The sequence below is a fragment of the Actinomadura sp. K4S16 genome (assembly GCF_008327685.1).
Taxonomy (GTDB): domain Bacteria; phylum Actinomycetota; class Actinomycetes; order Streptosporangiales; family Streptosporangiaceae; genus Spirillospora.
On the sequence record NZ_BDDE01000021.1, the window covers coordinates 165389 to 190586 of the forward strand.

Here is a 25198-nt window from a genome sequence, read left to right on the forward strand (position 1 = left end):
GAAGTTCGGCCCTTTATGCGCCGCTATCATCGCTGACGACTGCGGACGCGCCAGGGCGATGTGCAGGGTGAAATGTGCAGAGTGAGCGGGAGCTGGGAGTGGGCGTGACTCCAACCGGAAAGCCGGATGAAGACCGCGAGGCCGAGCGTCCCGAACCCGGGCGGGCGGCCCAGACGCCTCCCCCGCCGCGGTGGCTGGACGACCAGGGCTCCTCGTCCGGCCCGCTGCTTCCCGCCGACGACCCGGAGGACGACCCCGAGGACGACGCTCCCGAGGACCCTCCGGAGGACGATCCCGAGGACGACCCTGAGGACGCCCCTGAGGACGACGCGGAAGCGGAGATGGCGGACCGCACCGTCGTGGACCGCAACATCAACGAGACGCTGCAGACGGTGATCCTGCCCAAGGGCCAGAAGCCTGCGGCGGACCGGTCCGCGGAGAGCGCCGCAGAGCGCGGCGACTCGGGCGCGGCGACCCCGCCCGCCCTTCCAGCTCCCGTCGCGGACGCCCCGGCGACATCCACCGACATCCCCGCGCCGCCACCGTTCCCCTACGGGCAGCAGGCGCCGGACGTGACGAGGGCGGAGATCCCCCTCCCGCCGCCCTTCCCCTACGAGCAGCAGATGCCCGACGCCACCCGCGCGGAGCATCTGGCGCCACCGCCGCCCGCACCCCCGCAGCCGTCGCCCGGGCAGAGCCCCTCGGCCCACGAGCCGTTCCCCTACGCGCAGGAGGTCCCCGGCACCCCCGCGCGCCCCTCCCACGAACCGTTCCCGTACGCGCAGGAGATCCCGGGCGCGCAGACTCCTCCGCCCTCCCAGAGCCCTCCGGCGGCGGAGCCGTTCCCGTGGGCGCAGCAGATCCCGGGGACGCCCCCGCCCGCGCCGGAGGCCGTTCACCCGGTGGCGCCCCCACCGGTGATCGAGGAGCCGTGGCGCACGGACGGGCCGCGCGGCTCGAAGGGTCCCCGCAAGAGCATCAAGAAGCCGCTGCTCATCGGCGCCGCCGGGCTCGCCGCCGTGGCGCTGGTCGCCGCGGGCGCGCTGGTGGTGCCGGGGCTGATCGGCGGTGACGACGACGGCGGCGATTCGGGCGCCGAGCTCGCCGGCGCGCTGTTCCCGGTGGACGCCGCGGCCCGCACCGACGGCCGCGACCAGCAGGTCACCGGTGTCGCGGCACGCGGCTCGACGGTGGTCGCGGTCGGCGGCGAGACCGACCCGCAGAACTCCCGCGGCCTGTTCCTCGTCTCCTCCGACGGCGGCCGCACCTTCAAGTCGGTCGCCCAGCAGGACGCCGACGGCGGCGTCGCACCTCCCGGCGGGGTCCCCGAGGCCGTCGGCGCGTCGCCGCGGGGCTGGGTCGCCGTCGGCAGCCGGGCCGGCGGCGGCGGAGCCGTGTGGACCAGCAAGGACGGCAGGGAGTGGCGCCGGCAGCCCGACGCCGTCGGCGACGTCTTCGGTCCGCAGAACCGGGTGAACCGGATCGTCGGTACCGGCGGCGGGTTCCTCGCCGTCGGCGAGAACTCCCCGAAGGGGGACTTCAGCGACTCGCGGCCGGCGGTGTGGCTGTCGGGCGACGGGCGCCGTTGGGAGGCGCGGGTCGGCGACCAGATCGGCCTGCAGGTCGAGAAGGGCGACTTCTCGCTGGTCGAGGCCGCGGCCAGCGGCGACGTGATCCTGCTCGAAGGGCTCATCACGCCCGACTCCAAGAAGCCGGGCCCCTACCGGAAGGTCTGGCGCTCCGACGACGCCGGCCGGACGTGGTCGACGTCCGACGTGCCGGTGCCGAAGGGCAGCCGCGGCCTGATGATCGGCGGTGGCGGCAAGTCGGGTTTCCTGGCCATCCGCGAGATGAAGGCGTCCAAGAAGCTCTTCGGACAGGCCTTCACGTCCAAGGACGGCAGGTCGTGGACCAGTGCCGGGAAGCTCGAACCGGCCGGGTACCAGCGCACCAACGGGATCGTCTCCGACGGTCAGGGGTTCACGGCCGTCGTCGTGCGGGGCGGGGACGTGCTGCTCGCGCGCAGCGCGGACGGCGCGGCCTGGAAGGCGGCCGGCACCGCGGAGTCGAAGGCCGGGCGCGAGGTGCTGGGCGCGGCGGGTGCGGACGGCCAGACGGTGCTCGTCGGCCGCGAGCCCGGCGGCGGCGACCTCGACCCGATGCTCGGCGTGTGGGACGCGTCCGGGGCCGCGGTCCCCGTCGACCTGACGAAGATCCCCGGCGCCGTCCGTCCCGACCACGCGGTGCGCGGCATCGCGGCCACGGACGGCCTCGCGGTCGCGGTGGGCAGCGCGAGCGGCGACGCCGCCGTCTGGTCGTCGCAGGACGGCGCGTCATGGAAGGCCGCGCAGGGCCTCGGCGCCGCGTTCACCCGGCCCGGGCCGCAGCAGCTGGAAGACGTCGCCGCGGGCGGCGCCGGCTGGCTGGCGGTCGGCTACGACCAGTCGGCGCCGCGCCGTCCCCTCGTCGTCACCTCGAAGGACGGCGCGACCTGGCAGGCGGCCGACACCGCGCCCGCCTTCGCGGCGAACAGGCAGGGCGCGCCCGTCACCTACGCCGCGGCGGCCGGCCCCGCCGGATACGTCGTCGTCGGCACTCAGGGCTTCTCGGCCGCGACCTGGCACTCCTCCGACCTGCAGAACTGGGCGCGGGGCGCCGGGGCGGACCCGAAGATGATGGCGGGCGCCAAGGCCGCGGGCCGCTGGATGCTGGACGTCACGTCGGGCTCGTTCGGATACGCCGCCGTCGGCGGCAGCCGCGACGCCAAGGGCAACCACCCGTCGGTGTGGCTGTCGCCGGACGGCAAGCGGTGGACGCTGCAGGAACTCCAGGTCCCCGCCGGGGCGACCGAGGGGCACCTCACCCACGTGGCCGCCAAGGGCGGCACGCTCGTGGCCGCCGGGATCGCGGCGACCCCGAAGGGGCTCAACTGGCTCGGCTACGTGTCCACCGACGCGGGGAAGACGTGGCGTCCGCTGGAGTCGCCGAGTGGTGGCACGACGGTCGTCGTCAGCGCGCTGACCGCGACCTCGAAGGGCTTCGCCGCCACCGGCACCACGGGGCGACCGGGCTCGGCCGACGTGGTGTCGTGGACGTCCGCGGACGGCTCGGCCTGGCAGGCCGCCACACCTGGCGGAACGGGCCTCGGCGGGGTCGGGGACCAGGAGATCACCGGCCTCGCGGCCTTCGGGAGCAGGCTGCTCGGGGTGGGCCGCAGCGCCGACTCGAACGGCGGCCAGCCCGTCCTGTGGAGCCGTCCGGTGCAGTGACACGGGCGATACGGGCGGTGCGGGCGACGGCGCGCACCGCCCCGTCCTACTTCTCCGGCTGCGGCGGAGCGGCGTCCATTCCGGGGAGCCGCTCGTGCCCGCCCGCCTCCGGACGCGCATGGCGCGGGACGTAGCGGACGGGAGGGGGCGCGGCGCGGGCCCTGTCGCGGAGGCGGTTGCGGCGGGCGCCGTAGGGGGCGACGACGGCGCGGTAGAAGGGTTTGCGGATCAGCGTGGGGACCAGGCGGTAGCCGCCGCGGACCATGACGTTGCGCCAGTACTGGGGCTGGGAGATGAAGCCCTCGCGGCGCATCTCGCGCTGCAGCCGCAGTTCCGAGCGCAGCAGGTCGCGGCCGCCGCGGCGCTCGTAGGCGCCGTCGCCGACGCGGTAGTAGACGAGGGGCTCGGCCACGTTCACCATCCGCGCGCCGCCCGCGATCATGCGGACGAACAGCCAGTAGTCCTCCATCAGGGGGAGGTCGCCGTAGCCGCCGGCGGCGACGACGGCGCTGCGCCGGTAGACGACGGTCGGGTGGTTGAAAGGGTCGTGCAGGCGGGAGTAGCGGGCGATGTCGGCGGGGTCGCTCGGCGGGGTGCGGCGGCCGACGATGTCGGTGATGTCGGTGCCGAACTCCAGCAGCCCGGCGCCCACGAGGTCGGCGCCCGCGCGGACCAGGGGGACCTGGGTCTGGAAGCGGTGCGGCATCGAGTAGTCGTCGGCGTCCATGCGGGCGACGATGTCGTGCCGGGAGGCGTGCAGGCCGGCGTCGAGGGCCGGGCCGAGGCCGCGGTTGTGCTCCAGGTGCACGAAGGTGACCTCGACCGGGCTGGTCCTCACGAGTTCGTGGAGGACGGCCGCGAGGGCGGGCGGGACGGGTCCGTCCTGCACGAGGACGACCTGGTCGGGGCGGAGCGTCTGGAGTTGGACGGCGCTGCGGAAGGCGTCCCGGACATGGGCTTCACGATCACCGCCGTAGACGGTCATCAGCAGGGTGAAGGCTTCAGGCTGCATGCGTCCGTTCCGGGGGAGCGTGGCGGCCGTGGAGCACCGTGCGGGGGCCGGGGCGGCGGGCCAGGTCGGGGGGGGTCGGGGGTACGCCGTCCTAGGTGGGACGTTTTGATGCGATGAATGGTTTGCGCGCGCCAAGATACCGGTGGGGAACGGCCACATCAGGTCTGTGCGCAGATATCGCGGTCCGCGCGTATCTCTCCCGCCATTTTCGGCACCGTCGGGTTGATCACCCGGAGATCGGCGCCCTCCCTGCCGATGACCAGGTAGACGTAGCCGGGTCTGGCGGACGCCCACGGGCGCGGCTGGACGCCGGGCACCGCGATCGCGGTGCGGGCGGCCTGCCGCTCGGCGCCCGCGCCGTAGAGGATCTGCGTGCGGGCGAAGCGCTTCTTGGCGGTGCCGACCTTGACGATCTGGAAGCCGCGCTCGGCGAGCTGGTCGGCGGTCCGCTGGGCGAGGCCGCCGGTGCCGGACGCGTTGAAGACGCCGAGCCTGACCTGCGCGGGCGGGACGGGCGGGACCTTGTTCTGCGCGGGCACGGGCGCCGGCGCGGGCTCGGGGAGCTTGTTGTCCTCCCGGATGGACCGGAACAGCGGCTCGGCGGCGGCCTGGGCGAACTGGACGCGGTTCCTGTCCTGCGGGTACGCCTCCACGGGAACGGTGACGAACCGAACCTTCCCGGCGCTCATCCCGCGCAGGGAGCCGGCGAGCCTCTGCATCACCGACAGCGACAGGCCCTTGTCGGCCTTGATGGACTTGGTGGAGGCGGAGAGGAAGTCGTAGGTCCGGCCGGGGTCGGTGAGCATGCCCTTGTCGGTGGCCTTCTTGACGACGGACGCCATGAACGCCTGCTGCCGCTTGATCCGGTCGAGGTCGGAGCCGTCGCCGAGGACGTAGCGGGTACGGACGTAGCCGAGGGCCTGGTCGCCGTGGACGATCTGCCGGCCCGCCCTGAGGTGCAGTTCGGCCTTGGGGTCGTCGATCCGCTTGGGGACGCAGATCTCCACGCCGCCGAGCGCGTCCACGACCCGCTTGAACCCGGCGAAGTCCACCTCGACGTAGTGGTCGATGTGGATCTTGGTGAGCGACTCGATCGTCTTCCAGGTGCAGGCGGGGCCGCCGTTGGAGAACGCCGCGTTGATCATCCCGAACTGGGCCGGGACGGTCGTGCCGTTGCGGCGCTTGCACGGCGGCATCCGCACCATCGAGTCGCGCGGGAAGCTGACGCCGATGGCGCTCTCCCCGCCGGGCGAGATGTGCAGCAGGATCGTGGTGTCCGAGCGCTGCCCGGCCTCGGCGCCGTAGCGGGCGTTCTCCCCGGCGCGGCTGTCGGAGCCCATCAGCAGGATGTTCAGCGAGTTGTTCAGCTTGGGCGGGCGGTGGTCGCCGAGCTTGCCGCCGACGTCCTCGCGGTCGATCTGGCCGTCCAGCCGCCGCCAGAACCCGTAGGCGGTGAGGCTGCCCGCGACGAGCACGACCGACAGGCCGATCGACACCCAGCCGAGCACGCGCCACAGGCGCCCCCGCACCGGCGGTTCCGGTGGCGTCGGGGCGCTGTCCGCGTACAGCACGGGAGAGGGTGCGACGGCTCGCTGCATCCGGAACATTTCAACACAGATTGGACATGCGCCACGGGCGTCACCGGAAAGACGCAGGCCCGCGGGCGCCGGGCCGGGCGGCGGGCGGCACTAGACTCCGGGGCGAGATGAGCACCGTAGACGCGCTGACCGACCAGGCGATGGTCGTCCTCCAGGACCGTCCGGTGGTGCCGCTGAGCGCCTGGCTGAACAGGGCGCTCGGCGAATGCGCCGGCAGCGGCCGCACCCTCCAGCTCGTCACGCCGCTGGAGTCGCGGCTGTCGCTGCCGCTGCGCACCGCGGCGTCCGGGAACGACGTGCAGTGGGTCGTGCGGAACGGCGACGGCTACTACGAGGGCCTGACCGGACGGCCGCTCAAGTGGAGCGGCGGCACGTTCGTGCCCGTCCCGGAGGCCCGCGACTACGCGCCCGGCTACACCACCCGCCCGACGGCGCCGGTCGGTTCGCAGCTCACGCTCGTCTACCGGATCAGGCACGGCGCCGAGGGCGACCTCGGCGGGCCCGTCGAGCGGCTGCTGCAGCTCGTCACCGGCAAGCCCCCCGCGGGCCTCGGCCCGGCCGAGCCGCTGGAGCACCCGTGGCGGCGCGACCGGCTCACCGAGTACGCGCGCGGGCGCTCCACCGCGCGGCTCGTCGTCGGCGGCGACGGGCCCCGCCCCGCGCAGGCGATCTGCGACTTCACCGCCAGCGAGGGCGGCGGCGTCGCCGAGGTCAGCACCGTCACCGTCGGCTACGCGCCGGAGGACCCGCCGCCCCTGCAGCACCTGCCGACCCTGGTCGGAGCGCTGGCCGCCGACCAGCCGGTGGCGTCGATCTTCGTCCAGCTCACCCCGGGCCGCGCCGACCTCACCACCGAGCCGCGCTGGACGGGCGCGCCCGCCCCGGTCGCGCTCGCCGTCGCGGGCGCGGTGGCCGGTCCGAACGGACTCCCCGGCCAGCAGGTCGGCCCGCCGCGCGCGCCGCTGACGTTCTTCCCGCTCGGCGACGGCCGCTCGCAGGACGGCTGGCAGCGGCACGCCATGCTCATGCAGCACCTCCAATCAGGCTGATCCACCTCGGGTGGTGACAGGCCGCCACATACCGGGCAGCGGGGAGATGATCTACCCGTAAGGGATGTTGTACGGTCCTGCCCATGGGAGAGGCCGGCCAGCTCGACGCGCTTGAGCGGGCCGTCGAAGGGACGCTCGCCGAGGGGTCGTTCGAGTTCGACGACGACGAGGCGGTACTCCGCATCGAGGGGTCGCTCGTCCTCACGACCAGCTGGTTCCTCGGCCTCGGCGCGGGCGGGGTGTCGCTGCTGCTGACCGGCGCCGTCCTGTCCCTGACCGGCCTGCAGGACCTCGCCCGGTGGGCGCTCGCGCCCGGCGCCGCGCTGCTGGCCCTGGTCGGGGGGTTCCTCCTGCTGCTGCGCTTCACCCCGCTGGCCGGGCTCTGGTCGGACCTGGAACTGCGGTTCGCCGAGCAGGCGGTGGTCCACCGGCGGACGCGGATCCCGTTCGGCGAGCTGCGCCCCGAGCACCTGGTCTGGAAGAACGGGCGGTTCTTCCGGCGCCTCTACGTCCGGCACCCGGCCCTCCGCAAGCAGCTCGCCGGGTTCTTCGGCAGCGAGGAGCGGCAGGCCGAGGAGTTCCAGCGGCGGCTCTGGGAGCTGATCTCCGCGCCCGACCTGACCGGCGTCCTCGCCCATGGCAGCGACCTCACGCCCGTGCAGCGCTGGATCATCGCGGCGGGCGCCCCCTACGGCGCCGTCAACGGCTTCCGGGTGGACCGGCTCGGCGCAGCGCCCGGCACGTCCGCCGCGGCCGCCGACCGGCGCGCCGCGCAGGACCTCCTCCAGGACCCCTGGGGCGCCTACGACCTGGAGCAGCTCCTCGGCGCCGTCAACTGGCTCGTCCAGGACGGGCACCGCGCCGACTTCACGCAGGACGCCCGCCTCGCCGCCCGGCCCCCCGCCGCGCAGCGGGAGTACGAGGCGCTGCTGCGCGAGGTCGACGGCCTCATCGCCGGCGACCGGCTGGAGCCCCCGTTCGTGGAGCGGCTCATCGAGCTCGTCCGCGTCCGGTACGGGGACGAGGGCGGCTCGTACGCGCGGCTCGTCCCGCCGCTGCTGCGCGACGAGCCCGGCGCGGACGCGAGCGAGGAGGGCGCCGAGCTCGCCCTGTTCCTCCACCAGCTCTTCAACGACCGCAACCACGCGGCGGAGGAGCTGCACCGGCTGAAGGTCCTCGCCGACCCGGCGCTGCGCGCCAACGTGGGACGGTTCCTCATCTGGGACTACGGGCGCGCCCTGATGCTCTACCGGTGGGGCCACATCGTGGGGTGGCTGACCGAGGAGTACTGCTGGGACCGGATGCTCCCGCTGGCGCTCGACATCCAGCGGCGGTACACGTCCTGGCGGGACATGGCGACCTGCTACCTGCAGGGACGGCTCCTGTGGTCGGGCGGCGGCGGCAAGGCGCAGGCCGAGTACGAGCAGCTCATCGAGGAGCTCGCCACCGACCCCCGCAGCCCGTGGAACCTCGTCCCCTGGGACCTGGACCTCACCCGCGACTGGCCCTGACCGCCGCGGCATCCGCCGAGGAGCGGGCCCAGCCCCGGATGGCGGAACTAGCCGATCACGCCGCCCTGGTAGGCGGCACCGCCCGCGTCGCCCGCCGGTCCTGGGAAGCCGCCCGCAGCGCCGCCTCCCGGGTGGGCGCCGCCGCCGGGCTGGGCACCGCCTTGGCCGGACGCCTTCCAGCTGCGGGCCGGGGCGTCGGTCGCGCCCTCCGGGTACACCGTCCCGCCGAGCCAGTGGACGAGGGAGTCGGCGAACTTGCGCGCGACGCGGACCGCGTCCGGCACGTCGGCGGCCGCGCGGATGTCCACCCACCAGACGGGGGCCACCACCCGCGCCGCGAACTCGGGGCCGAGCAGCCGGCCGATCTCGCCCTGCACCGACACCTGCACGGCGTCCTCGATCGACACGAGCAGGCGTCCCTCGCCGTCGTGCAGGCGCGTGGGTTCGGGCTCGCCGCCGCGCAGCTCCAGCGGCTCGCCCATCGCGATCATGCCGTCGGCGACGGCGTGCACGTCGGGGCGGCGGCGCACCAGCGCGACCAGGTCGCTGCTCATCGCGTCACCCCCGCGGTCAGCGAGCGCGAGAACACCTCGTACACGACGTGCGTCACCGCGGCGCGGGCGGCGGCGGAGATGCGGGACATGTCGACCGAACTGCCCGTGGCGAGCTGCCGGTCGTACGGGACGGACACGACGGGCAGCCCCCACGCGGTGAGCATCTGGTGCGCGCGCTGCAGGTCGGCGCCCACCTGCGGGGCGTGCGACACCATCGCGATGACGGTGCGCGGCAGCAGCGCCTGCTGGTTGTTGGAGGAGAACCACTCCAGCGCCCCGCGCGCGCTCAGGGCGCCGTCGACCGTACCCGGGGTGACCAGGACGAGGCCGTGCGAGCTCGCGATGACACCGCGGTTCACCTCGGTGAGGATTCCCGCGCCGCAGTCGACGACCGTCGCGGAGACGTACCGGCTCACCGCGCTGAGGGCGGTCTGGAACGTCTCCAGGGTGAACTCCCCCGCGATGCGTCCGTCGCGCGTGGACGACAGCACGTAGAGGCCGTCGGGGGTGCGGGTGAGGAAGCGCTCCGCCTCCTCGAACGTGTGCGGGTTCTGCGCCGCCAGGTCGAACAGCGACAGCTGCGAGCGGACGCCGAGACGCAGCGGCAGCGAACCCAGCTCGGCGTCGGCGTCGGCGGCCAGCACCCGGTCGGCGCGGTGCCGGGCCAGCTCCGTCGCGACCATCGCCGCCATCGTCGTCTTGCCCGCGCCGCCGCGCACGCTCGCCACCGCGATCTGCCGGGAGCTCGGCACCTGCCGCTGCATCAGGTCGGCGAACGCGGCCCGCTCCCGGGCCTCCCGCCCCCCGCCGCCCATGGCGTTGCGGACGCCGCGTCCCATGCGGCGGGCGAGGGGGTCGCCGTGCTGGTTCTTGCGGACGAGGTCGTGGGCGGGGATCTGGTGGCCGCCGCCCGCCTGCTCGGCCGGGACCGGATGGGCCGGCGCCTGGGGTGCGGGAGCTGCGGCGTTCGCGTCCGCCTGCCGGCCGGCGTCGGTGGACGACGGCACCGCGCCGAGGACGGGGTTGACCGCCGCCTCCCAGTCGAAGTCGGAACCGATGAGGGGCTCGAGGTGCTCCGGCTGGGCGTGGGCCTGGCCTTCCGCCGTCGGCTGCTCCGCCGCGGCCTGCTGCGCGGCGGCCTGCTGCGCCGCCGCCTGTTGCGCCGCCGCCTGTTGCGCAGCCGCTTGCTGCGCGGCGGCCTGCTGGGCCGCCGCCTGCTCGGCTGCCGCGCGCTCGGCCGCTGCTTGCTCAGCGGCTTGCTGAGGGGGCGCTTGTTGGGCCGCCATCGGCTGGGCGAAGGGCGGCGGGGCGGCAGGTTGCGGGGCGACGGGCTGCTGGGCGGCGGGTTGCGGGGACGGCTCGGAGGGCTGCGGGAGCAGGGGCTGCGGTTCCGGGAGCAGCGGCGCCGGGCCGTCGGGCGCGTCCTGCCCCGGCTCGACGGGCGCGGCGAACGGCGGCACCTCGGGGGGTGCCGGTGAGGCCGCCTGCACGGGCTGCGGAGCGGGCTGCGGGACGGGCGCGGCGGCCGGCTGCTGCTCAGGCGCGGGACGGGGCGGCGCCTCCGCCCCCCAGGACCCCTGGGCCGGGCTGTTCGGCGTCGCGTCGAGCATCTGGAATCCCCGCCGCGATACGCCGATCTCGCGCAGGACCGCGTGCTGCCAGCTGGAGTCGGACACCTGCCTCCCCTCTCACCGGCAAGCCTACGAGACACTCGTCACCGCACGCACCGAGACCGGATGCATGACCCATCCGTCACAGCCTAGGAGCCATACCTCATCAGGGTTTCATCGGCACGATGACCTGCATATGGGAAATCTGCCATGAAATCCCCAGGTCCCTCCCGTAGTCTGGCCGGATCTCAGTCGGCACCCCGCACGTGAACCGCCCGGAGCGAGCATGAACCCCCCACCTTGGCCCGGTCAGCCGTCCGGCGGGCCGGGATACCCGCCGCCCGGCGGGCCTGTCGGCCCGCCCCCGCCGCCGATGGCCGGCGGCCCCGGCTTCCCTCCCCCGCCCCCGCCGCGCGGCGGCGCCAGCACGCTCGTGTGGCTGCTCCTCGTCGGCTCGGTGCTGGCCGTGGCCATCGTGGGCACGGTCGCCGTCCTCGTGTTCGGCGACGACGACAAGGAACCGGCCCGGACGCTCTCGCTGCCGTCCACGACGCGCCTGCCGACCCTCGAATCGACGACGGAACCGACGACGCAGCCGACGCCCACCCGTTCCAGCGGCGGGGCGGTCGACCCGTCCGGCGTGCTGAGCCGGACGATCACGACGGCGAAGGGGAACGTGTTCACGCAGGCGGGGACCCGCACCGAGTCGTGCACCACCCGCGCGAACTCCGTGCTGCTGCCCGCGCTGCGCCGGCACCCCTGCGTCGGGAGCATGTACTCGGCCGTCTACGCCAACCCGTCAAAGAAGATCATCACGTCGGTCTCGATCCTGAAGTTCGCCACCTCGACGGACGCGTCCATCGTCAAGGGCTACACGAACCAGGAGGGCTGGCCGAAGCTGCTGACCCCCTCGGACGCCAGCGGGCTTCCGCAGCCGAAGGCCGACCCCGCGTACTGGACGCGGACCTGGGCCCAGGGCTCCACGGTCGTCTACGCCCAGTCGTACTGGTCCAACGGCGGCCCGACCGGCGGCCGCACGGGCAGCGTCTTCGCGACCGCCGGGGAGCTCGGCGTCGAGGTCACCAACACGCTGCTGTGGAGCAACTGATCGCGGGCCGGGCGGCGCGCCTCGGCGTCAGCCGCCCTGCCCCGGCTCCTCGCCGTCCTGCTCGGCCTGCCGGGCCTGCGCAGCCCTCGCCTGCTTGCGGGCGAGGGACGACTCGTACGCGGCCAGCATCCGCTCCCCGCCGGGACGCATCTCGAACCGGATGCCCCGATCGCCCTCGTAGGGATTCCGGTGGTCGAACCCACCGCGGTAAATCTCGTCCGGCACCCGCTCGGGGAAGGCGTCGCAGTAGGGGATCCAGCGGTCGAGCGACGTCTGCGCGCCAGGGTTGGACCTCTTCTGCAGGCGCACGCACGCGTCACAGATGTTCGGCCTCCTGCGCATCGTTCGCCACACCCCTCCAAGGTCGTCCTCTGGGATCGCGCGGCGCACCGCGCGGTCCCCGAAGTGTTCCACAAGCCAGGGTTCCACAGGGCGGACGGCTTCCGGCGGCATCGTGCGACGTCCGAGCACTGCATGGCAATCACGGACAGTCCGGAACAGGTTGCGAAATCCACATTGAAACCCCTATAAATGATCAATCCCTGTGTGTACCTGTGATCGTGCGCGGTCGCGGGCTCTTGCAAGCTCCCGACGAACAGAGGGGTGCCTGTGCGCGCTGAATGGCAGGCGCATATCGACGAGCTCCTGCAGACGTACCAGGAGAAGCGCCGGCAGATCCAGGACATGCAGTCCAAGCTGGAGGCGATCGAGGCCGAGGCGGAGGCCGCCGACGGCATGGTGAAGGTGAAGGTCGACCGGCAGGGCCGGCTGACCTCCCTCGAACTCGACCCGCGCGTGCAGCGCAAGCTCGGCTCCGCGGAGCTCGCCGAAGCGATCATGGAGGCGTCCCGGGACGCGCAGGCGCAGGTCGTCGAGCAGATGCGCGCGGCGATGCGGGGACTCGCGCCGGAGGGCGCCGCGGAGGGCGGCGTCGACTTCGGCAAGCTGCTGCCGGAGCGGCCGGACGACTTCGACGCGATCCGCGAGCGGCTCGGAATCCCGCCGCGATGACCTACGAGTACCTCGAGGTCGACACAGAGGAGCTCAAGCGCGCGGGCAAGGGCTTCCACGACGGCGCGACGCAGCTCAAGGCGATCTACGACCGGCTCAACTCCGCGCTCATGGCCGAGGGCGAGTGCTGGGGCTCCGACGAGACCGGCAAGACGTTCGCCGAGGGCTACAAGGAGCCGAGTACGAGCGTCCTGGAGTCGTTCCCCAAGCTCAAGGACGGCCTGGAAGGCATCAAGAAGGGTGTCGACCAGATGGCCAAGACCTACAAGCAGGCAGAGGACGCCTCGAGGCTGAAGTGAGCTGATCGTGGGTCTTGAAATCCCAGAACCGGTCCAGTGGCTGTCCTGGATCATCGGTTCCGACTGGCCTGAGGGCGACGAGACGGCCATGCGCCGCGCCGCCGAGGCGTGGCGCACCGCCGGCACCGAGATCAACGAGCTGATCGAGGACCTCAACCAGACGGCGGGCGACGTGCGCGCCGCGCTCGACAGCGGCGCGGCCGAGGAGTTCGGCAAGAAGTGGGACCAGTGGGTCTCCACCGATCCGCAGATCCTGACGAAGCTCGTCGAGTCGTGCGGGCAGCTCGGCGAGACGCTGGACGGCGGCGCGCTCGACATCGAGTACGCGAAGTACATGTTCATCGCGCTGCTGATCATCACGGCGATCGAGATCGCCTATCTGATCGCGGCGGCGTTCGCGACGTTCGGCGCGTCCACCGCGGCCATCCCCGCCGTGGAGGCCGGGGCCCAGGTCGCGTCCAGGACCATCTTCCAGCGGCTGCTGGAGTGGCTGAGCCAGCGGTTCCTCGGCGCCGTCCTCAAGGGCGCCGTGGTCGGCGCGCTCCAGGGGGGCGGGCTGGACCTGCTCGTCCAGGGCGTCCAGATCGCGCAGGGCAACCGCGACGGCGTCGACTGGAAGAAGACCGGCTCCGCCACCCTCGACGGCGCGATCGGCGGCGCCATCTCCGGCGGCATCGGCCACGGCATGGGCAAGGTCCCCGGCCTGAACGGCCCCGCCGACACCGCGCTCGGCGGCATGGCCAAGGGCATGGTGCGCGACGGCGTGTCCGAGGCCGTCAGCGGCGTGGCCGGCACGGTCGCCACCGCCGCCGTGCACGGCGACCCGCTGACCTGGGACTCCATCGCCAAGGGCGCCACGTCCGGCGCGTTCGGCGGCGCCGTCGGCGGCGGCAAGGACGGGCTCAACGAGTACAACTCACACGTTCCCGGCGCCAACCCGCCGAACCCGAGCACGCCGCCGACCCCGACGAACGACCCGGCCCCCACGCCCTCCCACACCCCCTCGCCGTCCACCGGCGGCGGTGACGGCGGCGGAGGCGGCAACGGCGGCGGAGGCGGTTCCCACTCCAACTCAGGCGGTTCCCACTCCAACTCCGGTGGCGGGGGCGGCGGCTCCAACACCGGCGGCGGAGGCGGTGGTGGATCCCACTCCGGCGGGGGCGGAGGCGGCGGCGGGTCGCACTCCGGCGGTGGCGGGGGCGGCGGCTCCCACTACGGCGGCGATGGCGGCGGCGGGGGCGGAGGCAACCGCATCGCCACGCTTCTCGGCGACACCGGCGGCGGAGGCGGCGGCGGGGCTTCCCTGGCCTCCGCCGGCGGCGACGGCGGCGGGGCGTCCTCGGGCGGCGGGCCCGGCGGCGGCTCGGGCGGCGGCCTCGGCGGCAACCCGTCCGGATTCGGCGGCTCGTCCCCGTCCGGCGGCGGTCCTGTCGGCGGGGGCGCGGTCGGCGGCGGTCCCGCAGGCGGCGGCGCGGCTCCCGGCGGTATGGCCCCCGTGGGCGGCAGTGCTCCCATGGGCGGCGGCGCAGCCCCGGGTGGCGCGGCCCCCGGTGGCGGGGGCGCAACCGGCGGAGGCTCGACCGGCGGCGGTTCCTCCTCGGCAGGCGGCTCTTCGTCCTCCTCGCCGAGTGGCGGCGGCTCGTCCGCGAGCAGTGGCGGCGGCACGGGTTCGGGCGGCGCGCCCGGCGGGGGCTCCGGCACCCGCGGCGGCTCCACGACCCCGAGCGGCGGCACTTCCACGCAAGGCGGCGGCTCGTCCTCTCCGGGCGACACCTCGACCACCCCGCACGGCGGCACCTCGGACGGCGCTTCGTCCCCGGACACGGGCTCGCCGACGCCAGGTGGCGGGGAGCCGACTCCGCACTCGGGTTCGTCCAGCCCCAGCGAAAACACGGCACCATCCCAGCCCGCCTCGTCGCCCACCGGAGACGGCTCGACCACCCCGCACGACGGCTCGACCACCCCCGGCGACGGCACGTCCGCACCCCACGACGGCACGGCCACCCCCGGTGACGGCTCAACGACCCCGCACGACGGCTCCGCCACCCCCGGAGACGGCACCTCTACGCCCGGCGACGGCTCGACCACCCCGCACGACGGTTCGACCACGCCCGGAGACGGCACGTCCGCACCCCACGACGGCACGGCCACGCCCGGAGACGGGACGTCGGCACCCCACGACGGCTCCTCCACCCCCGGAGACGGCACTTCCACGCCTGGGGACGGCACGTCCTCCCCGCAGCCGGGGGCGTCCAGCCCGGGTGATGGGACGTCCACGCCGCCTCCCGGCTCGTCCACTCCTGGCGATGGCACGTCTACGCCGCCTTCCGGAAGCTCCGCTTCTCCCGAGCCGACGGCCGGAGGCGCGCCGACGCCTACCGGGTCCCCGTCGCCGACCCGCAGCGAAGGGAACGCGAGCACGCCCGGCGGCGAGACTCGCACTCCCGCAAGCAGCGACCCCGCGTCCGGCGACCCGGCGAGGGGCACCACACCTGGCGACGGCACCGTTCCCCATGACGGCACCACGCCTAGCGGCGGTGCGACGCCCGGCGATGGCGCGACACCGCCCGGCGATGCTCCGGCGCCCGGTGGCGAGGGCACGAACACCGCGTCCGACGCGGACCCGCGCGCCTCCGAGGGGTCCACCGATCCGCAGGACGCCATGGCGCGGCCTGAGGACGGTTCCAACGGGGGGCCCGGCTTCGTGGCCATGCCGATCATGCCGATGGGCACGATGGGCGGACCGGCCGGAACGGCATCCCCGGGCGGCGTGCGCCCGCCTTCGGGCGGCGGTGGGACGGGGCGGACGCCCGCGTCCTCGTCTCCGTCGTCGCCGCGGCCGTCCGAGCGTCCGGGCGGGGACGGCGGTCCGCCGCTGGAGTCTCCGCGTCCCAAGCAGGAGTCCTACGACCCCTCGGACCCGGGCTCGCAGCCGAAGCCGGCGCCGATCGAGAACGTGGACGACCAGGGCGTCGTCCGCAACGAGCAGACACCGCCGCACGACGAGACCTCCCAGCCGGACGAGGAAGCGCCGCACAAGAAGGAGGCCGGCGACGGCAGCACGCCGGACGACGGCACTTCCGGCGACGGCTCGTCCAACGAGGACGGCTCGTCCGACAAGTCGCAGGACCTCGCGGACGCCGAGCAGCAGACGCGGGACATCCTCTCCCAGTTCGGCGACGACGCGCCCACCGTGGACTTCACGTCCAGCCCGATCGACCCGGCCGCGGTGCACGAGGTCAACAACGCCATCCAGCAGCTCGCGGCGGACTACCCGAGCACGATGCAGGGCCTGACCCACATCGGTTCGGAGGACTTCAACCAGTCGCTCGGGCCGGGCAACGACGACGTCCTCGCCTACGCGACCCCCGAGTCCAACAGCCCCGGCATCTACCTCAACGAGGACGCGTTCGGGGACAACGCCGCGCGCGCCGAGGACGGCGCCGACGAGGAGGCGACCGGGTTCACCGTGCCCGGCGGCGGCTCGACGGAGGGCGTCTTCACCCACGAGTTCGGGCACCACCTCGCGGAGCAACTGCTCAACGACCCGGGGATGCTCTCGGACCTGAACCGGGCCGTCTCCAACGCGCTCGGCGTCCCTTACGACGCGACGCAGCCGCACGACGCGGCCACGCAGCAGCGCGTCGAGAACGCCCTGTCCGGCTACGGGTCCGGCGATCCCCACGAGATGATGGCGGAGGCGTTCACCGAGTACCGCCTCGCCGAGAACCCCCGTGCGCTCGCCCAGGCCATCGGCCAGGTCATGGACCAGCACCTCGGGGCCAACGGCACCCAGGCGCCGAACGGCACGACGAACGGCGGCGGCTCCACCACGTCCCAGAACCCGGACGGCGGCGGCGCGCCGGACGGCAACACGTCAACGAACGAGGGGCAGCCTCACCCCAAGGAGAGCCAGCCGGGCTCGGACGAGACCCAGCCCCGTCCCGACGAAGGCCGAACGCCCACCGACCAGAACCAGCCTCTCGGTGAGGACGGACAACCGCGCCCGGACAGCCAGGCTCAGCCCCGCCCGGACGAAGGCCGGCCGGGTGCGGACAACGGCGGCCAGACGCGGAACGACGAGGGACCGGGCCGCACCGACGAGAACCCGCCCGGCGAGGACGGACGCACGCCCGCAGAGGGCGAAACCCGCCCCCGCACCGACGACGGCCGACCGCGCGCCGACGACGAAGGGCGACCCCGCACCGAGGACGGCCGGCCCCGCACGGACGACGGCCGACCGCGCAGCGACAGCGAAGGTCAACCGCGGGCCGATGAAGGGCAGCCGCGGGCGCGGGACGGGCAGCCGCACGATCCCGCCGACGGGCCGCGGCCGCGCCACGACGCGCCGAGCGGCCTGCCGGACCATCTGCACGACGCCTGGCGGAACAGCGCCGAGACCCCGGCGGGACGGGCCCTCTACGGACCCGACGAGCCGCACATGCGGGGGGCGGCGGGAATGGTGCCGCCCGACCCTGCGGGCCGGTTCGTCCTCGACGCGCACGGCAACCGCGACGGCGTGATCGTCGGGGACCGGCCGATGAACGCGGCGGACCTCGCGTCGCTGGTCCGCAGCGACCCGAACTGGAACGGGCGCGACCTGCTCCTGCTGTCCAACAACAGCGGGGACGGGCGCTTCGCCGCCGACCTCGCGCAGCACCTCGGGGTCCGCGTCACGGCCCCGACGGGGGCGGTCGACCTCAACGCGCACGGCCGCCCGGAGTCGTCGGGCTGGGCAATCCACGACCGGGACGGCAGCGAGGTCGCGCCCGACCCGGTGCGCCGCTTCCCCAGCAACGACGAAGGCCAGTGGTACGGCGACAACCGTCTCGGGGACCAGTTCCGGAGCCTGCCGCCGCACCTGCAGAACGCGCTGTACCAGTACACCGTCCAGTCGATGCCGAACGCGTTCCTGCGGCCGGGCGCCGACCTGCAAGGCGCGCTGAACCACTGGCAGGGCGAGTTCAACAGGGCCTGGGCGCTGGCCGGGATGAACGACGGCAGGACCCTCCCGTCGGTGGGAGACCTCGAGCGCTGGTCGTCGCACCCGAACCTCACCCCGGAGCAGCGCGCCCTGATCGACGACGTGCTGCTGTCCGACGACCCGGAGGCCCGCCTGGGCCAGATCGGCAAGGACGCGGGCTACTGGTCGTTCCTGAACCAGTACTTCGGTGAGACGCCCACCCTGGACGCCTTCAACCAGCGCATCGGCGAGCTCGACCAGGCGCTGAACCAGCCTCTCCCGGAGCCCGTGCAGACCGAGCGCGGCCTGCACGACGTGAGCTTCATGCGCCTCCCGGACGGCACGGCGCTCGGCCCGCGCGACGCGCACCTGCTCGTCGGCACGATCCAGCACGAGCCCGCGTACATGTCGACGTCGCTCGGACACGATCCCGCCGTCGTCGACAACAGCCCGTTCAGCTACCGGATCCACATGGACCTGCCGGAGGGCTCGCACGGCGTCTGGATGGGGCGCAACAGCGCCTTCTCGGACCAGCGCGAGCTCATCCTTCCGCGCGGCACCCAGTACCAGATCACCCATGTGGACACCAACGCCCGGGACGCCGACGGGAACCCCATCGTCGAGATCCGCGCCACGGTGATCCCGCCGGGAGCCCCCGCCCCCGACCCGCTCAGCGCCGGCAACGTCGCCGCCCCGCACAGCACCAGCCCGGCCTGGGCGGGCGCGCCACCGAACCCCGGCCCGTCGCCCACCCCTGGGCCTTCGCCGCACCCTGGGACGCCGCCGAACACCGGGTCGTCCGGCCCTGGCTCGTCCCACCCAGGGCCGCCGCCGCGCTTCCGCTCCACGCCGCCCGCCGACCCGGGCACCACCCCGTCATCCGGGACGTCCGGCGGGAACGAACCGGCGCCACGCGGTGCCAACCCGTCCGATCCCGCCAACCCCGGCGCGGCACCGCGCCCCGACACCGACGGCCCTGCGGCACGCGCCGAGACCAACCCCGCCGCACGGGGAGGCGAAGGACCCGCCGCGCGCGGAGGCGAAGGACCCGCCGCGCGCGGAGGCGAAGGACCCGCCGCGCGCGGAGGCGAAGGACCCGCCGCGCGGGGAGGCGAGGGAGCCGCTGCGCGTGGGGAGGACGGTGGTGCGGGAGCGCACGATCCGGCGGCGCGGTCGGAGGACGGTGGGCAGCCCCGCGACGAGGACGGGACTCCCGACCACGACGCGGACCCCGGCGAGACGCCGCCCGACGGTCTTCCCGACCACCTGCACGACGTCTTCCGGGGCAGCCAGGAGACGCCCGGCGGGCGTGCCTTCTACGGGCCCGACGAGGCACCCATGCGGGACCTCGCGAGCCGGGTGCCCGCCGACCCGAACCGGTTCATCGTCGACGGGCACGGCGACGCGGACGGGATGCGTGTCGGAGGCCGGCGGCTCAGCGTCGACGACGTCGCCGACCTGATCCGCAACGACCCGAACTGGGACGGCCGCGAGGTCATGCTGCTGTCGTGCGAGACGGGCGACGGCCAGTTCGCCACCCAGCTCGCGCAGCGGCTCGGCGTTCCGGTCACCGCCCCGCACGGGCTCGCCTGGTCGGACGCCGACGGCAACGTCTACGCCTCGTCCGGACGCCCCGGCGAGGACGGGCGGACCCGGCCCGACCTCCCGCCGAACGGCGGCTGGCAGACCCACCGCCCGGACGGCGGGACCGCCCCCGCCGGGCGCGACGGATACGCCCCGGGCCACCCGGTGTCCGACGCGGAATCCGCGGCGGTCCGCCCAGGCGCGGGCGACGCCACCCGCGGCTCACCCACGCAGGATCCGTGGAACCCGCCGCAGGTGAACAGGGCCGACACCCAGAACCACTCCCTGAACCCGAAGCAGCACGCCGCGGACGTCGACTATCCGAAGCGGGAAGGCCGCCACCGCATTCTGGCGGTGGACAAGGACGGCCATCCCGTCCTGGACGAGAACGGGCGGCAGATCGTCCGTTCCATCGTCTACACGAACGCCGACGGCCGGGTCACCCACATCACGAACCCGCAGGCGGAGGGCGAACCGGGCGCGCTGCGGAACCCTAACGAGAACATCGACCTGACGCGGCCGAGGCCCGGCGTCGTCCACCAGATCGACTTCGGGCAAGGCGATCCGCACGTCTTCGTCGGCACCGACGACAACGTGTCACCAGCCGCCGCCCCCTTCGACCCGCCGACCCACACGGCCGACGGCGAACCGCTCAACGAGGTCACCGAGACCGGGCACGACCCGTCGAGCGGGCCCTACAGCGCGCGGCAGCCGCTGGCCGAGAACTCCAGGATCGCGGTCTACGACAACCAGAACCGCCTGCACGGCATCTTCTGGACGGACGGCGACGGCAACATCACCCACGTCCGGACGTGGTACGGCGACCAGAACGGCGTCGCCCACTACAACGGCGAACTCGGCCTGCTCTCGCATCAGGACGACGGGGTCCCGCTTCCCAACGTCAACTACATGGTCGAGCCGCGCACCCGTTTCTCGGTCCTGGACCCGGCGGATTTCGACCCGATAGACGCCGTCCGCCGCGGTGACCTCGGTGCCCAGCACGAGCCCGACCAAGGGGTCCCCGACCCCGCGGAACCGGAAACGCTCGATCCGGACCACCAGGTACCGCCAGGCACGTTCCTGTTCCACACCGACGACAACGGCCAGACCGACATGGCCTCCGGCCGCCCCGACTACGACGCGGGCGGCGGCGTCCGCTACGGGGCACAGAGGCATGTCGGGCACATGGGGAACGACGAGTACCCCGGTACCCGGTTCAACGGCGGCCACATCTTCGGCCACCAAGGGCAGGGTCCGAGGGAGCGCATCAACTACTTCCCGCAGTGGGAGGTGGAGAACCAGGGCAAGAACGCCTACCAGGTCACCCGTCCGGAGAGCTGGTACGGGCTGGAGGAACACCTGGCGCAACTCGCCCGGGACACCGGCAACAACATCACGGTCGACCGGTTCGAGTTCTTCGCCGAGCCCAACCGCAGCACCGATGGCGACCTCGCATACACCCCGCAGGTGATTCACGCGCGGTGGTCGCAGACCGATTTCAACGAGATCCCTCCGGTTACGACGGTCCATTACCGGACGTTCTACAACCTTCCACCGAACCAGTTCGGCACGCCGCCCACGATCCCCCACAACTCGGACGGCACTCCGAAGGGCCCGGCGCGTCCGTTCGGCTGGGCGGAACCGGAGGCCAGGTCGCCGGAGCCCTCGCAGCCGGCCTCGCGCTCCGCAGAACCACCGCCGCAGAACGGCACTGCAACGCACGGCGACACGCCCCCGCCCATCGACCCGGCGGCCCGTTCCGCGGAGCCGACGCCGCAGGACGGGCCGGAGCGCGGACACGGCGACTCGGACGGACCCGCGCCGGAGCACCGGGCGTCCGACGAGGTGATGCGCCAGGTCCACGACGATCCGCGCGTCCGGGAGATGCTGGACCGGACCGGGGAGCCACTGGGCGAGCAGTTGCGCACGCAGTTGCAGGACGCGCTTCCGAACCACCCCGAGCTGGCCCGCATCGTCGCGGGACACGGCCTGAACGACTTGGAGACGTCCCTCCGCGAGTCGCTTCTCGAACGCCCGAAGACGCTGAACAGCGTGCTGAGCCACCCCGAGGCCGTGCGGATCCTCGAAGGGGCCGTGCACGACGTCAACCAGCGCGGCGCGGACGCCATCCTCGGCGGGGAGAGGGTGAAGGCGCAGCCGACGCCTCTCACGCCCGAGCAGGAGCAGGTCAGCCGGCGGCTGGCCGACTCCGTGGTGCAAGGGCGGCGACCGGGCGAGGACGCCGTTCCGCATGTTGCGCCGGACCAGCCAGGTTTCGACCCGTCGAGGGTCGACCCCGAGGCCGGGCGCGACGACCCGTACATCAACGCCTACCTGGACGGCCTCTACCACGCCAAGCACGAGTCAGAAGCCCTGCTGCACGCGCTCGTCCACGACCCGGAACTCGCGGAGATGGGCGCCGACCCGAAGCTGCGCCCCGGCGACAAGGACCGGACCCGAGCTCTCGACAAGATCATGGGCGACTACGTCGGGGACGCGAGCCGGCTGAACGACCTGCTCGGTGCCCGCATCCAGTTCCGTTCCGTGGACGGGCTCTACCGGGCGCTCGGCGACATCGAACGGATCGCCGGAAAGCACGGCGTGGAGATCGTGTCCGTCAAGGACCGGATGCAGAGCCCGGTGCCGAGCGGCTACCGCGACGTCCAACTGACGATCCGCATGCCGAACGGGCACATCGGTGAGCTGCGGCTGCACCTGCGGTCGATCGACGACGTCGCCTCGTACGAGCACTCCCTGTACGAGGTGCGCCGGGACCTGCCGAACGTCGCGGAGGCCCAGAACCGCACCGTCACCCCGGAGGAACTCGCGCTCGACGAGGCGATCAAGCAGCGGGTGATCGGCCGCTTCCAGGAGGCTGTGGACGAGGCGCTCCACGGCCCGCCACCGCATTCCCGGACCGCGGCCCCGCACGACGCGGCTTCCTCCGAGCCGCCTCCGCACGACGCGCCTTCAGGAGACGGCCGGGCCGCCCGTCCCGAGACCGTGCCGAGGCCCGAGGTCGCCGCGAAGTACGGCTGGTACTCCGAGCCCGCGCCCGAGGCCCCCGGGCCCTCGCGCGGAACGACCCCCGAGAGCGGCACGGACGGCGTCCGGCCGCCGCACTCGGTGGATCCCCCGCACGACGGCAACGGCAACGACCCCGCCGACAGGGACACCGCCGACGAGGGCACCTCCGGCAAAGACGACGACACGGCGGACACCGCCGACGACCCGGTGCCCGCCGACCTCCCCGAGCACCTGCACGACCTCTACCGGGACAGCGAGAGCACCCCGGCCGGACGGTCGTTCTTCGGCCCGGACGAGCCCGCCATGCGCGACCTCGCGCGGCGCGTCGAGCCCGACCCGGACACGTTCGTCGTCGACGGCCACGGCGACCGGGACGGGGTGCTGGTCAACGGGCGGCGGCTGAGCGTCGACGACATGGCCGCGCTGATCCGCACCGACCCGAACTGGAACGGCCGCCAGGTCATGCTGCTGTCCTGCCGGACGGGCGAGGGCGACTTCGCCGCCCGGCTCGCGCAACAGCTCGGCGTCCCGGTGGTGGCCCCGCGCGGGCTCGCCTGGTCGGACTCGGACGGCAACGTCTTCGCCTCGTCCGGACGCCCCGGACCGGACGGGCAGCAGCGTCCCACCTGGCCGCCGGACGGCGGCTGGGACGTGCACCGCCCCGACGGCACCGTCCTCGCCGGGGACGGCGGCCACCCGCCCGGCCATCCCGGCGACGCCGGCCACCGCGAGCACGGCGGCGAGCCGCAGGACGCCGAGGCGCGCGGGCTGCGCGACTGGCTGCGGCCGGAGGGCCGGACCGATCCCGACGGCGTCCACCGGTTCGACACCGACCGGCAGGGCGAGCGGTACGGCGAGAACCGGCTCGGGCACGTGTTCCGCAACCTGCCCGACCATCTGCGGCGCGCAGCGTGGTGGTACACGCGGCAGTCCATGCCGAACCGGTTCCTGCGTCCGGGCGGACCGGACGTCGGCGCCCACCTGAACCGCCTCGCGTGGTCGGAGTGGTCGGCGAACCAGCTGCACCACCTGAACGGCGGGCGGATGCCGACCCGGCTGGAGGAGATCGTCCGGCTGCGGAGCCGCACGGACCTCGACCCGCACCAGCGGCAGCTCGTCGACCGGCTCCTCGCGCCGCCGCTGACGTCGGTGACGGCGCGCCTCGAACAGCTGCGGGCCGACCACCAGGAGCGCCACTGGCTGCGCCAGTACCTCGGCGAGGAGCCGACGGAGCAGGCGTTCTGGCGGCGCATCGCCGAGATCGACCAGGCGCTGAACCAGCCGCTGCCCGAGCCCGTCCAGGCCGTGCGCGGGCTGGCCGACCTGAACTTCCTGCTGGGACGGGACGGCCTGCCGCTCTCCGGGCGGGACCCGGTCGCCAACCTGGTCGGCACGGTGCAGACCGACGGCGCCCCCATGTCCACCTCGCTCGGACGCAATCCCGCCGAGGTGGACGGGCAGTCGTTCGGCAACCGCGTCCACCTGGTGCTGCCGCCCGGGAGCCGCGGTCTGTGGATGGGCTCCAGCAGCGCCTTCCCCGACCAGCGCGAGCTGATCCTGCCGCGGGGCACCCGCTACCAGATCACCAGTGTCGTGCACACCGGCTATGAGACGGTCACGCTCCGCGACGGAACCGTGCAGCGCAGGCCCACCTACGATATAGAGGCCGTGGTCATCCCTCCGGGACCGCCTACGCCCAGGTCAGGGTCATGATGGACGGACGTCGACGTGAAAGGTGCGCGCTGAGATGAGTGACCTGCCTCCCCCGTGGGACCCAGGCGCTCCCCCGCCGCCGCCCGGGTCACCGCCGCCCTTCCCCGACACCGGCCTGCTGCCGGCGTCGGCCTCTTCGTACGCGCACTGGACGCGGGAACCGCTGATCTATTACTGGGTGCGGCTGCGCGGCAGGCTGATCGGCTGCCTGTGGGGGTCGGTCCGGCACCAGGCGGCCGGGTTCCTGCTCGTCCCCGACGTGTCGGAGCAGGAGATGTTCGCCGCCGACTTCTGGGAGGACCGGCTCGCCGAGGCGTACGCGGCGGACGTGCCCGCCGCCGAGGCCGTCCGGCGCTGGAAGGGCGCCCCGGAGGACCCGGTGGGCGGCGGCATCCCGGCAGGCGAGGCGGAGCAGCAGGCTCCCGACCTGCGGGCCCTGCACCAGGTCGTCGCGCCCGGCTACCCGGTGCCGGAGGGTCCGTCGGTCCAGGACGGCAGGTTCGAGGACGGCACGCCCGCCGACCGGTCGCAGGGGTTCGGGCCGTTGTTCAGCGCCCTGCCGCCGACCTACCCCGACCAGGCGGCCGGGCCCGTCCGGTACCTGCCCGTCGTGCTCCAGGGGACGGTCGTGGGCTACGTGTGGGCTTCGGCGGACGGCCGGGCCGCCGGCTACCTGGGCCGGGAGCGGGCGGGAACGGCGGGCGAGGTCGCGGCCGGGCTGTGGAGGATGCGGCTGAGCGACGCCTACCAGGACGGCGCCTCCTCCCTGGAGGCGCTGCGGCGGTGTGCGCTCGCTCCCGAGGACAGGCTGTCGGGCGCCGTCGGCCGGGACGTGCCCGAGCAGGAGCTGCCGGGCCTCGACGCGCTGCGCGAACTCGCGCGCCAGTGAG

At 73.9% G+C, this 25198-nt stretch carries 13 protein-coding genes; 8 read left to right on the forward strand and 5 right to left on the reverse strand.

Features of this window, described 5'->3' with window-relative positions; genetic code table 11:
* Nucleotides 1-104: 104 nt before the first annotated feature.
* Nucleotides 105-3269 carry a hypothetical protein gene (locus K4S16_RS33535; protein WP_160161116.1) on the forward strand — a complete coding sequence of 1055 codons (3165 nt, stop codon included), beginning with the start codon at nucleotides 105-107 and terminating at the stop codon, nucleotides 3267-3269.
* A gap of 46 nt (nucleotides 3270-3315) precedes the next feature.
* On the opposite strand, the gene K4S16_RS33540 is transcribed toward K4S16_RS33535, so the two are convergent.
* Nucleotides 3316-4281 (reverse strand): glycosyltransferase, encoded by a 966-nt coding sequence (locus tag K4S16_RS33540; protein ID WP_149263081.1) that lies wholly within the window; start codon nucleotides 4279-4281, stop codon nucleotides 3316-3318.
* Between the two features lie 158 nt (nucleotides 4282-4439).
* Complete coding sequence (locus K4S16_RS33545; RefSeq protein WP_149263082.1) at nucleotides 4440-5879, reverse strand: LCP family protein; 1440 nt, start codon at nucleotides 5877-5879, stop codon at nucleotides 4440-4442.
* 107 nt (nucleotides 5880-5986) lie between these two features.
* Between K4S16_RS33545 and K4S16_RS33550 the strand changes: the two genes are divergently transcribed.
* Both K4S16_RS33550 and K4S16_RS33555 read left to right on the forward strand, forming a co-directional pair.
* On the forward strand, nucleotides 5987-6928 hold the full coding sequence (locus K4S16_RS33550) for a DUF6177 family protein (protein WP_235037233.1): 942 nt from the start codon (nucleotides 5987-5989) through the stop codon (nucleotides 6926-6928).
* Between the two features lie 83 nt (nucleotides 6929-7011).
* Nucleotides 7012-8439, forward strand: a complete 1428-nt coding sequence (locus K4S16_RS33555; protein WP_149263083.1) for a DUF1266 domain-containing protein — start codon at nucleotides 7012-7014, stop codon at nucleotides 8437-8439.
* Nucleotides 8440-8486: 47 nt separating this feature from the next.
* Here the strand turns inward: K4S16_RS33555 and K4S16_RS33560 are convergent, their stop codons facing one another.
* Nucleotides 8487-8993 (reverse strand): hypothetical protein, encoded by a 507-nt coding sequence (locus K4S16_RS33560; RefSeq protein WP_235037234.1) that lies wholly within the window; start codon nucleotides 8991-8993, stop codon nucleotides 8487-8489.
* Nucleotides 8990-10669, reverse strand: a complete 1680-nt coding sequence (locus K4S16_RS33565; RefSeq protein WP_149263084.1) for a MinD/ParA family protein — start codon at nucleotides 10667-10669, stop codon at nucleotides 8990-8992. Before K4S16_RS33565 ends, K4S16_RS33560 begins: the two co-directional genes overlap by 4 nt.
* Nucleotides 10670-10889: 220 nt before the next feature.
* Here K4S16_RS33565 and K4S16_RS33575 point away from each other — a divergent pair, with 220 nt between their 5' ends.
* A complete protein-coding gene (locus K4S16_RS33575) occupies nucleotides 10890-11711 on the forward strand; it encodes a hypothetical protein (RefSeq protein WP_160161117.1) in 822 nt (273 codons plus the stop codon).
* Between the two features lie 27 nt (nucleotides 11712-11738).
* On the opposite strand, the gene K4S16_RS33580 is transcribed toward K4S16_RS33575, so the two are convergent.
* Entirely contained in the window at nucleotides 11739-12020 is a 282-nt protein-coding gene (locus tag K4S16_RS33580) for a hypothetical protein (RefSeq protein WP_149263086.1), read from the reverse strand.
* Between the two features lie 300 nt (nucleotides 12021-12320).
* Here K4S16_RS33580 and K4S16_RS33585 point away from each other — a divergent pair, with 300 nt between their 5' ends.
* The 4 genes from K4S16_RS33585 to K4S16_RS33615 are packed head-to-tail and all read left to right on the forward strand — an operon-like array spanning nucleotide 12321 to nucleotide 25197.
* Nucleotides 12321-12722, forward strand: coding sequence for a YbaB/EbfC family nucleoid-associated protein (locus K4S16_RS33585; RefSeq protein WP_149263087.1), 402 nt, complete (start codon nucleotides 12321-12323; stop codon nucleotides 12720-12722).
* Nucleotides 12719-13021 (forward strand): WXG100 family type VII secretion target, encoded by a 303-nt coding sequence (locus K4S16_RS33590; RefSeq protein WP_149263088.1) that lies wholly within the window; start codon nucleotides 12719-12721, stop codon nucleotides 13019-13021. Before K4S16_RS33585 ends, K4S16_RS33590 begins: the two co-directional genes overlap by 4 nt.
* Before the next feature lie 7 nt (nucleotides 13022-13028).
* A complete protein-coding gene (locus K4S16_RS44620; RefSeq protein ID WP_160161118.1) occupies nucleotides 13029-24308 on the forward strand; it encodes an ADP-ribosyltransferase in 11280 nt (3759 codons plus the stop codon).
* A 34-nt stretch (nucleotides 24309-24342) separates the two neighbouring features.
* A complete protein-coding gene (locus K4S16_RS33615; protein WP_149263089.1) occupies nucleotides 24343-25197 on the forward strand; it encodes a hypothetical protein in 855 nt (284 codons plus the stop codon).
* Nucleotide 25198 lies beyond the last annotated feature (1 nt).

Excerpts from the sequence above, each read along its gene's own strand:
- K4S16_RS33575 (WP_160161117.1), top strand. The coding sequence starts at position 10,890 with ATGAACCCCCCACCTTGGCCCGGTCAGCCGTCCGGCGGGCCGGGATAC.
- K4S16_RS33555 (WP_149263083.1), top strand. The coding sequence starts at position 7,012 with ATGGGAGAGGCCGGCCAGCTCGACGCGCTTGAGCGGGCCGTCGAAGGG.
- K4S16_RS33540 (WP_149263081.1), bottom strand. The coding sequence starts at position 4,281 with ATGCAGCCTGAAGCCTTCACCCTGCTGATGACCGTCTACGGCGGTGAT.
- K4S16_RS33590 (WP_149263088.1), top strand. The coding sequence starts at position 12,719 with ATGACCTACGAGTACCTCGAGGTCGACACAGAGGAGCTCAAGCGCGCG.
- K4S16_RS33560 (WP_235037234.1), bottom strand. The coding sequence starts at position 8,993 with ATGAGCAGCGACCTGGTCGCGCTGGTGCGCCGCCGCCCCGACGTGCAC.
- K4S16_RS33545 (WP_149263082.1), bottom strand. The coding sequence starts at position 5,879 with ATGCAGCGAGCCGTCGCACCCTCTCCCGTGCTGTACGCGGACAGCGCC.
- K4S16_RS33615 (WP_149263089.1), top strand. The coding sequence starts at position 24,343 with ATGAGTGACCTGCCTCCCCCGTGGGACCCAGGCGCTCCCCCGCCGCCG.
- K4S16_RS33550 (WP_235037233.1), top strand. The coding sequence starts at position 5,987 with ATGAGCACCGTAGACGCGCTGACCGACCAGGCGATGGTCGTCCTCCAG.